General features: G+C 65.5%; 11 protein-coding genes. 8 read left to right on the forward strand and 3 right to left on the reverse strand.

Annotated elements, in window-relative coordinates; translation table 11 throughout:
* The first annotated feature begins 107 nt into the window (after window positions 1-107).
* The 7 genes from ruvB to pal are packed head-to-tail and all read left to right on the forward strand — an operon-like array spanning window position 108 to window position 5,524.
* Window positions 108-1,130, forward strand: a complete 1,023-nt coding sequence (ruvB, locus tag Q0R02_RS03045) for a Holliday junction branch migration DNA helicase RuvB (RefSeq protein WP_293880730.1) — start codon at window positions 108-110, stop codon at window positions 1,128-1,130.
* A gap of 49 nt (window positions 1,131-1,179) precedes the next feature.
* A complete protein-coding gene (locus tag Q0R02_RS03050; RefSeq protein WP_293880732.1) occupies window positions 1,180-1,626 on the forward strand; it encodes a YbgC/FadM family acyl-CoA thioesterase in 447 nt (148 codons plus the stop codon).
* The gene (gene tolQ / locus Q0R02_RS03055) at window positions 1,626-2,321 is read left to right on the forward strand and encodes a protein TolQ (protein WP_293880734.1); all 696 of its coding nucleotides are present in this window, start codon (window positions 1,626-1,628) and stop codon (window positions 2,319-2,321) included. The genes Q0R02_RS03050 and tolQ overlap by 1 nt, the downstream gene beginning before the upstream one ends.
* Before the next feature lie 41 nt (window positions 2,322-2,362).
* Window positions 2,363-2,749 (forward strand): protein TolR, encoded by a 387-nt coding sequence (gene tolR, locus Q0R02_RS03060; RefSeq protein WP_293880750.1) that lies wholly within the window; start codon window positions 2,363-2,365, stop codon window positions 2,747-2,749.
* Window positions 2,750-3,667: a cell envelope biogenesis protein TolA gene (locus tag Q0R02_RS03065; protein WP_293880736.1), complete on the forward strand. Its 918-nt coding sequence runs from the start codon at window positions 2,750-2,752 to the stop codon at window positions 3,665-3,667.
* Window positions 3,664-4,989, forward strand: a complete 1,326-nt coding sequence (gene tolB / locus Q0R02_RS03070; RefSeq protein ID WP_293880738.1) for a Tol-Pal system beta propeller repeat protein TolB — start codon at window positions 3,664-3,666, stop codon at window positions 4,987-4,989. The genes Q0R02_RS03065 and tolB overlap by 4 nt, the downstream gene beginning before the upstream one ends.
* Before the next feature lie 16 nt (window positions 4,990-5,005).
* Window positions 5,006-5,524: a peptidoglycan-associated lipoprotein Pal gene (pal, locus tag Q0R02_RS03075; RefSeq protein ID WP_293880740.1), complete on the forward strand. Its 519-nt coding sequence runs from the start codon at window positions 5,006-5,008 to the stop codon at window positions 5,522-5,524.
* A gap of 98 nt (window positions 5,525-5,622) precedes the next feature.
* Here pal and Q0R02_RS03080 read toward each other — a convergent pair whose 3' ends face one another.
* Both Q0R02_RS03080 and Q0R02_RS03085 read right to left on the reverse strand, forming a co-directional pair.
* On the reverse strand, window positions 5,623-6,189 hold the full coding sequence (locus Q0R02_RS03080) for a S1/P1 nuclease (RefSeq protein ID WP_293880742.1): 567 nt from the start codon (window positions 6,187-6,189) through the stop codon (window positions 5,623-5,625).
* Between the two features lie 57 nt (window positions 6,190-6,246).
* Window positions 6,247-7,167 carry an isoaspartyl peptidase/L-asparaginase gene (locus tag Q0R02_RS03085; protein WP_293880744.1) on the reverse strand — a complete coding sequence of 307 codons (921 nt, stop codon included), beginning with the start codon at window positions 7,165-7,167 and terminating at the stop codon, window positions 6,247-6,249.
* A 99-nt stretch (window positions 7,168-7,266) separates the two neighbouring features.
* Between Q0R02_RS03085 and ispG the strand changes: the two genes are divergently transcribed.
* A complete protein-coding gene (ispG, locus tag Q0R02_RS03090) occupies window positions 7,267-8,382 on the forward strand; it encodes a flavodoxin-dependent (E)-4-hydroxy-3-methylbut-2-enyl-diphosphate synthase (RefSeq protein ID WP_293880746.1) in 1,116 nt (371 codons plus the stop codon).
* Window positions 8,383-8,496: 114 nt separating this feature from the next.
* Here ispG and Q0R02_RS03095 read toward each other — a convergent pair whose 3' ends face one another.
* Window positions 8,497-8,931: a type II toxin-antitoxin system PemK/MazF family toxin gene (locus tag Q0R02_RS03095; RefSeq protein ID WP_293880748.1), complete on the reverse strand. Its 435-nt coding sequence runs from the start codon at window positions 8,929-8,931 to the stop codon at window positions 8,497-8,499.
* Window positions 8,932-9,078 lie beyond the last annotated feature (147 nt).

The raw sequence follows: 9,078 nt of genomic DNA on the forward strand, positions 1-9,078 counted from the left end.
GGCGCATTTTACTAAATTGCGAACCACCGCCGCCTCGACAGGCGGCGGTGACAGCGGCTAGGTAATACTATGAATTGCCTGCTGGATACCGAAAGCAGGGATGGGGAGTGACCGACAACGCCCTCCTCACCCCCGCCCGCCGTCCCGAGGACGTGGATGTCGCTCTGCGCCCGAAGTCGCTTGACGAGTTCGTCGGGCAAAAGGCGGCGCGCGAAAACCTGCGCATTTTCATTGCCGCTGCCAAGTCGCGCGGCGATGCCCTCGACCATGTGCTGTTCTTTGGCCCCCCCGGCCTGGGCAAGACCACGCTTGCCCAGATCATTGCGCGCGAACTCGGCGTCGGGTTTCGCGCCACGTCCGGGCCGGTCATCGCCAAATCGGGCGACCTCGCCGCGCTGCTGACCAATCTTGAGGACGGCGACGTGCTGTTCATCGACGAGATTCACCGGCTCGCGCCTGCCGTCGAGGAAATCCTGTATCCGGCGATGGAGGATCGTTGCCTCGACCTCATCATCGGTGAGGGACCATCGGCGCGGTCGGTTCGCATCGACTTGCCGAAGTTTACGCTCGTCGGCGCAACCACGCGGCAGGGATTGCTGACCCAGCCGTTGCGCGACCGCTTCGGCATTCCCGTCCGCCTCCATTTCTACACCGTCGCCGAACTGGAAAAAGTCGTGGCGCGCGCGGCCATGCTGCTCGATCTCGACATCGCGCCCGATGGTGCCGCCGAGGTCGCGAAACGGTCGCGGGGCACGCCGCGCATCGCCGGCCGGTTGCTGCGCCGGGTGCGTGACTTTGCCAACGTCGCGGGCGACGCCATCGTTACGGCTAGGGTCGCCGATGCCGCACTGACCCGGCTGGAGGTCGATCACCTCGGCCTCGACGCGATGGATCGCCGCTACCTCACGATGATTGCGGATATCTACAGGGGCGGACCGGTGGGCGTCGAAACGCTTGCTGCGGGCCTGAGCGAACCGCGCGACACGATAGAGGAGGTCATTGAACCCTATCTGATCCAGCTTGGCCTGGTCGCCCGGACGGCGCGGGGGCGCTGCCTCAATGCGCTGGGGTGGAAACATCTCGGCCTCAACCCGCCGCCCGGCGCGCAGGACGGGCTTTTCGACGGATAAGCCACGTCGGGGATTCCCTCGCCCGGTCTCACCCGGTAAGGCTTCTGCCGTGGTTAACGACACCCTTTCCGCCGGTCGCTTCGAAGGCGCAACCCACCGCTTCCCGGTGCGCGTTTATTTCGAGGATACCGACCTGTCGGGCGTCGTGTATCACGCCAACTATCTGCGCTACATGGAACGCGCCCGGTCGGATATGCTGCGTGCGCTCGGCATCGAACAGCGCGCGGCGTTCGATGCGGGGGAGGGGGTCTATGCGGTGGCCACGCTCGCCATTCGCTATCGTGCCCCTGCGCGCCTCGACGACGACCTGGTTGTGGTCAGCCACATTGTCGCGGTCGGCGCTGCCACCACCACAATTCATCAGTCAGTCATGCGCGCTGACGCCATACTCACGCAAGCCGACGTCACCGCCGCCTTCCTGACGCTCGACGGCAAGCCGCGTCGCCAGCCCCGGGATTGGGTCGCTGCCTTCAACCGCCTGAACCAGGAGAACTGATGCCTTCCGTCGCCCTCGCCACCGATGCCGTGTCGCTGTCCCCGCTCGCCATGTTCCTTCAGGCCGATATCGTCGTGAAGGGCGTCATGCTGCTGCTGATCGCGGCGAGCGTCTGGACGTGGAGCATCATCGTCTCGCAGTGGCTGAAGCTGGGACGGACGGCCCGCGAGTCCGATCGCTTCGAACGCGATTTCGCCAAGGCCGCCGATGTCGAGGCGTTTGCGCGCCTGCATGAGGCATCGCCATTTCCCAGCGCGCAAGTCTTTGCCGCCGGGTTCGGCGAATGGCGGGCGTCGATTCGCTCTTCGCCGATCGATCGTGAGGGCACCCGGTCGCGCGTGTCGAACGCGCTGGGGTCGGCGGTCGCCAACGAGATCGACAAACTGGCGGACCGGCTGAACGTGCTGGCGACGGTCGGTTCGGTCGCGCCGTTCGTCGGGCTGTTCGGGACGGTATGGGGCATCATGCGCAGCTTTGCGGGCATTGCGGCGGCGCAGAACACATCGCTCGCGGTGGTCGCCCCGGGCATTGCAGAGGCGCTGTTCGCAACCGCGCTCGGCCTGTTCGCCGCGATCCCGGCGGTCGTCGCATACAACAGGTTCAGCCACCGCCTGAACCGGCTCGAGGCGCGGCTGGGGCGTTTTGCCGACAATTTTCATGCGACGCTCAGCCGCGAACTGGACCAGGCGTCTTGATCCTGCCGCCTTCTGCCCGGACCCGTGGCCGTCGCGCGCCGATGGCCGAGATCAACGTGACGCCGATGGTCGACGTGATGCTGGTGCTGCTGATCATTTTCATGGTCACCGCGCCGTTGCTGGTCGCCGGTGTGCCCGTGAACCTGCCCGACGCGCGCGCAAAGGCGCTGGATCAAGACCAGAAGCCCGTCGCGATCTCACTCGACGCGGCGGGCAAGCTGTTCGTCAACGATGCCGAGATCAGCGCCGCCGACCTACCCGACACGCTGACCCGCATCGTCGCGCGGTCCGCCGACAAGCCCCCGCAGATCCTGTTGCGCGCCGACGAGCGCCTCGACTATGGCCGGATCATGCGGGTCATGGGCGAATTGAACCGCGCCGGCCTGAACCGCGTTGCGCTGGTGACCATTTCACAGGATAGTCCCTGAGTGGACAGGTCGGAAAAGACCGGCCTCGGCCTTTCGGTCGCAGGGCATGTCGCATTGGCGGTGATCCTGTCGCTCGGCCTGTTTGCCGCGACCAAGCCGATCGTTCCAAACACGCAGCCGATCGACATCCAGATCGTCGACAAGGTCGGGCTGGTCGATACCGTGCCTAAACCGTCGCCAACGCCACCCGCGGCGCGCGTCACGCCCGAGGTCGGCCCGCCCGAGGACGCCGCGCCCGAACCGCAGCTCGCGCCAAGGCTGGCACCGTCTCCAGCGCCCGCCCCTGTGCCAAAACCCGTCCCCGCGCCCCGAGCGGTTGCGCCGCCAAAACCTGTCACCAAGCCTGCTCCAGCCAAGCCGACAAAGCCCGCGTCCGCAAAACCTGCACCCGCCAGACTCGCGCCCGCAAAGCCCGCGCCCGCAAAGCCCGTCCCCACAAAACCTGCCACCGCCAAAGCAGCGGCGACCTCACCTGCTGCCGATTCGCGCCCCCGTCGTCGCCCGGGCCTGAGCCGCAGCCTGATCGCCGGGTTGACCGACAGCCCCGGCGTGTCGAGTGATCGCCCATCGAAAAACGCCAGCACGACGCCGCGGGCCGCGGCGGGGCCCGCCGTCGAGGCATCACTGGCCCGCGAATTCATCCGTCAGCTAAAGCCGTTCTGGCATTCGCCCACGGGCGCGGATGTCGAACTGCTACGCACGGCGCTCAGCGTAACCTTGGCGCGTGATGGCTCGGTTGTCAGTGTGACCGTGCTGAAAACTACGGGCGTTACAGACAGCAACCGCAGTCAGGTCCCGATCTATCAAGAGGCAGCGATCAAGGCCGTAAAATTGGCGGCTCCCTTTTCGCTGCCTGCCGAATATTACGACACATGGAAGAACCTCGAACCCAGCTTCGATAGAAAGTTGTCCCAATGACCACGCTCTCCCTTCGCTTCGGCTTCATCGCCCTCGCGCTGATCACTTCCACCGCCCACGCGCAGATCAAGGTGGATGTTACCGACGAAGCCTCCAACGACGTCGTCATTGCCGTCCCTGCCATGCCCACGCCGCAAGTGACCGGCACCCCCGCCGGCCCCACCGACACGCTCGGCAAACAGGTCGCCGAGGTGGTCGCCACAGATCTCCGCAATTCGGGCCTCTTCAAGCCGATGGGCCCGGGCGGCATCCGCGCCATCGGCTATCCCGAAGTCACCGCGCCTGATTATGGCTATTGGCCCGGCACCGGTGCCGCCGCGCTGGTCCAGGGCTATGTCCGTGCCAATGCGGGCGGCGACATCACCGTCGGCTGCTACCTTTACGACGTCGCGCTGAAGACCGAACTGACGCGCGCCGGATACGTTGTTGCCCCGCGCGACTGGCGGCGGGCGGCGCACAAATGTGCCGACGCCATCTACGCGCGCCTGTCGGGGGAAAGCCCGTTCTTTGACAGCCGCGTCGCCTATATTGCCGAAACCGGGCCGAAGGATCACCGCGTCAAGCGGCTCGCCATTATGGATTCGGACGGCGCGAACCACCGCTTTCTGACCAACGGGCAGAACATTGTCCTGACCCCGCGCTTTTCTCCCGATTATAAATCGATCGTTTATCTGAGCTATGCCGGGAAAAGCCCGCGCATCTATATCTACGACCTTGGCACCGGCAAACAGCGTCTCGTCACCGAAAGCGCCACGACGACCTTTGCCCCGCGCTGGTCGCCCAATGGCAAGACCATCCTGTTCTCGATGGCGATAGGCAACAACACCGACATTTACAGCATCCCTGCCAGCGGAGGAACGCCCCGCCGCCTGACGAATTCACCCGGCATCGACGTAGGCGGCAGTTTCTCGCCCGACGGCAACCGCATCGTCTTTGAAAGCGACCGGTCGGGCACGCAGCAGCTTTACGTCATGGACGCCGACGGGGCGAACCAGCAGCGGATCAGTTTCGGCGGTGGCCGTTTCGCCACCCCCGAATGGAGCCCACGAGGCGACCTGATCGCGTTTACAAAGATTGGCGGGGCGTTTCGGATCGGCGTGATGACCCCATCGGGCAGCGGCGAACGGCTGCTGACCAACAGTTGGCAGGACGAATCACCCACTTGGTCGCCGAACGGGCGCGTCATCCAGTTCTTCCGCACTACGCAGGGGCGGGGCGGCAAGTCGAACCTTTACCAAGTCGACCTGACCGGCGTGAACGAGCGCAGACTGCCGACGCCCGTCGATGGCTCGGACCCGACTTGGGGTCCGCTGCTGCCATGACCGATATTTTAGGAGAATGACCATGAAGCGACCCGGATCAAAATACCTGCTGGCAGTGGCGCTGCTCGCTATCGCTGCCTGCGCAAAAAAGCCACCCAAGGAATTGCCGCCGCCGCCGGTCGATAACAGCGCACAAATGCCAACCGCCGTTGATACATCACGCGCCGCCGCACCCGGCAGCCAGGCCGATTTCGTCGCCAGCGTCGCTGCCGACCGCGTTTTCTTTGCGACAGACTCTTCCGACGTCGATCAACCCGGCCAGGCGACGCTGCAGTCGCAGGCGACGTGGTTTGCAAAATACCCCAATGTCCGCGTTACTGTGGAGGGGCATGCCGACGAACGCGGCACCCGCGAATATAATCTGGCACTCGGCGACCGCCGCGCCAATGCCGCCAAGAATGCGCTGGTTGCCCTCGGCGTTTCGGCAACGCGGATTACCACGATCAGCTATGGCAAGGAACGCCCCGACGCGATCGGCTCGGACGAAGCCGGCTACGCCAGGAACCGTCGCGCGGTCAGCGTCACGGTGCAGTAGCTACCACACGTCACCCCGGTGCAGGCCGGGGTGACGTCGTTGGCGGGGGACTTGCCCAATTTCTTCCCCATTCCCGGCGATCTTAGATGACGGCTCCGCTACCCCAGCGCCCGGTTCAGCATTCGGCCCAGTCGTAGCCCTCCGCGCAGGACCTGTAGCCGTACGACGGGCACCAGCGATGCGATTCTGGCGTCGTCCAGATGCCCGACCCTCCCACTCGGCCCGCACGGATCGCCAAGCGCCACGCCATAGGCAAAGTCGCGCGATACCGCCCAGCTTTCGCGGCTCCAGTCGGTCACTCTGCCCGCCGCGATCACGCGCCTTTGCCGGGCTGTGACGCCTGCCAACAGGCCCCGCGCGCCAGGTCGCGGCGACGAAATACCGCGTTCGGCCAGATAACCGTCCCAGATCGCATGGAGGTTCAATCGGGTGTTGGCGACGATGCCATAGGTCGACAACACCTTGTTCCTGCCCAGGTCACCCCGGTCGCCCGCGTGGAGCGGCTGGTGCAGGTCACCGACGAAATGCACCAAAAACGCCAGCGCCATCAGCCGGTCTCTGGCGCTCAACCGCCGGTCTGCCAGCCTTGCCCCCTGTTGCGTGACCTGCGCCGACACGCAATTTCCGTCGATACACGGGCTCGCTAGGTCGAACGGCTTGCACACGTCGACGTTCTAATAGTGCCAGCTATAGGCATCAGCGCCGCGAGCGCGCGCAACCGCTTACTCATCGCCATAAATCGCAACCTCGGCTTCATGGGCGTCGGACACCCGCCCGCGATACATACCGGGCGTGTTAAATGCCCAGCTTCCCGTGCCATCGGGGGCGACCGCGATCAGGCCGCCCTTCCCGCCCATCGCGCCCAGTTCGGCGATCATCGCGGCGGCGGCGTCGACCACGCGCGCATCGGCCAGCCGGACCAGCGCGCACAGTTCATGGGCGACCCCCAGCCGGATGAAGAATTCGCCCGCACCGGTGCACGACACCGCCGCTGCGCGGTCGTCGGCATAGGTGCCTGCCCCAATCAGCGGCGAATCGCCGACCCGGCCCCAGCGTTTCCCGGTCAGCCCCCCGGTCGAGGTCGCCGCCGCGACATGGCCCGCGTCATCGACCGCGACCGCCCCGACGGTCCCGTATTTCATGCCCGAATCGAACGGCGCGTCGGGGTTGGCCAGGATTTCGTCGAGCTGCCGCCGCCGTTCCGCGGTTGCAAACCAGGCGGGTTCGGCGGCCTCGATGCCGTGGGCGCGGCCGAAACTGTCGGCACCCGCGCCCGCCAGAAACACGTGGGCGCTGTTGGTCATGACCTCGCGGGCCAGCGTGACCGGGTGGCGCGTCGTCCGCACGCCCGCCACCGCGCCAGCGGCCCGGGTCGCGCCGTCCATGATCGCAGCGTCGCATTCGATCCGGCCCTCGGCGGTGAAGACCGACCCGCGTCCGGCGTTAAAGACCGGATCGTCCTCCATCACCCTGACCGCCGCCTCGACCGCGTCGATCGCCGATCCTCCGCCGCTTAGCACATCGCCGCCCGCCGCCAATGCCGCGTGCAAACCAGCGCGCCCGGCGGCGTCGTCGGCCGCCGACAGCACCCCGCGGGCCATCGACCCCGATCCTCCGTGAATGACAAGCGTCCATCCGGTCATGTTGTAATTCCCTCGATCGGCCCGTTCTTAACGCGTCGCGCCACGCATCCCAATCTGTTATGGTCCATCAAACATTTACGTCAGATAGGAATCGCCCTCGTGTCTCTGCGTCCATGGCGTGACATCACGCGCCGCAAATCTCGCCAGATTATGATCGGCAATGTCCCCGTCGGTGGCGATGCGCCGGTTACGGTTCAGACGATGACGAACACCCCGACCAGCGACGCGCGCGCAACGATCGACCAGATCCGCCGGTGCGAGGATGCCGGGGTCGACATCATCCGCGTGTCCTGCCCCGACGTCGAAAGCACCGCCGCGCTGAAACAGATCGTCCGTGCTTCGCGCGTGCCGATCGTCGCCGACATCCATTTCCACTACAAGCGCGCGCTCGAAGCCGCCGACGCGGGCGCGGCCTGCCTGCGCATCAATCCCGGCAACATCGGTTCGGCAGCGCGCGTGCGCGAGGTCGTCAACGCGGCCAAGGCAAATGGTTGCGCCATCCGCATCGGCGTCAACGCCGGGTCGCTCGAACGCGACCTGCTGGAAAAATACGGCGAGCCTTGCCCCGAAGCGCTCGTCGAAAGCGCACTCGACCATATCAAGCTGCTCGAGGATCATGACTTCCGCAACTACAAGGTCGCGGTCAAGGCGTCCGACCTGTTTCTCGCCGTCGCCGCCTACCAACAACTTGCCGAAGCGGTCGATTGTCCGCTGCACCTGGGCATTACCGAAGCGGGCGGATTGATCGGCGGCACGGTCAAGTCGTCGATCGGGATGGGCAGCCTGTTGTGGTATGGCATCGGCGACACCATCCGCGTGTCGCTCAGCGCGGAACCTGAGGAAGAGGTCCGCGTCGGCTTCGAAATCCTGAAGGCGCTGGGCATTCGCAATCGCGGCGTCCGTGTCGTATCCTGTCCTTCTTGCGCGCGGCAGGGCTTCGACGTGATCCGCACCGTGCAGGCCCTGGAGGAACGCCTCCAGCACATCCGCACGCCGCTGTCGTTGTCGATCCTCGGCTGCGTCGTCAACGGCCCGGGCGAGGCGCGCGAAACCGACATCGGCTTGACCGGCGGCGGCGCGGGCAAGCACATGGTCTATCTGTCGGGCGTCACCGACCACACCATCAACGACGCCGAGATGATCGAACACATCGTCAGCCTGGTCGAAGCCAAGGCAGCGTCGATCGAAGCCGCCGAGGCACTGGTCGTCGCCTAGGCGGTCGCTTTGGTGCGGGCCCCTGCCTGTTATCATGGTCAGGACGAGTGCGATTTGGCAGCGGTAATGTCAGCGTGGGCATGACGGGCCGGGATCCGTTTCGGCTAGGCGGGCCTAATCGCGTGAAATCTCCATGACGCGCCGCGCAGCGGCCAGCTCAAGGATGCGACCGATGACGGTATCGTAGAGCTTGGGCGGGATGAAGCCGTAGGCGAAGCGATCCTTGCTCCCAGGCACCGGACGAATGTCATAGCCGGGCCAGGCAAACTGGTTCACTTCATCCAGCACGATCCAGGATCGATCGTCATCGAGGCCGAGCGCCTGCTTGACCCGGGGCGGCAACTCGATCGCCTCTCCGTCCTTGGCTGGCGGGGTGTGCGTGATCGGTGCGACCGTCACGCGCGGGGCACCACCCTTGGGGCTTTGCAGCGCCAGCACGATGACGCTGGGGCGGACCTTGCGGCCTCCGTCCTGTCCTTTGCGATGCTCGTGCCGCCACAGATAGGCATAGGGAATGACCAAGCCCGGTTCCGGGGTAGGAAGCGACAAGGCTCAATCCATCAGCGCATTGAGATGGTCGTGGCGAGAATCCATCCGCGATGCCGCCAGTGCCTCCAACGTCGCGCTGTCCAACTCCTCGACCGCCAGGGCAGTAGGGGCCGTCGCCTTGAGGCGCTGATATTCGTCATAGTCGCG

The sequence above is a fragment of the Sphingomonas sp. genome, from assembly GCF_025353885.1.
Taxonomy (GTDB): Bacteria; Pseudomonadota; Alphaproteobacteria; order Sphingomonadales; family Sphingomonadaceae; genus Sphingomonas_O.

What these genes read in the sequence shown, in the direction of transcription:
- Q0R02_RS03085 (WP_293880744.1), bottom strand. Translation starts at nt 7,167, where the DNA reads ATGACCGGATGGACGCTTGTCATTCACGGAGGATCGGGGTCGATGGCC.
- tolQ (WP_293880734.1), top strand. Translation starts at nt 1,626, where the DNA reads ATGCCTTCCGTCGCCCTCGCCACCGATGCCGTGTCGCTGTCCCCGCTC.
- tolR (WP_293880750.1), top strand. Translation starts at nt 2,363, where the DNA reads ATGGCCGAGATCAACGTGACGCCGATGGTCGACGTGATGCTGGTGCTG.
- tolB (WP_293880738.1), top strand. Translation starts at nt 3,664, where the DNA reads ATGACCACGCTCTCCCTTCGCTTCGGCTTCATCGCCCTCGCGCTGATC.
- pal (WP_293880740.1), top strand. Translation starts at nt 5,006, where the DNA reads ATGACCATGAAGCGACCCGGATCAAAATACCTGCTGGCAGTGGCGCTG.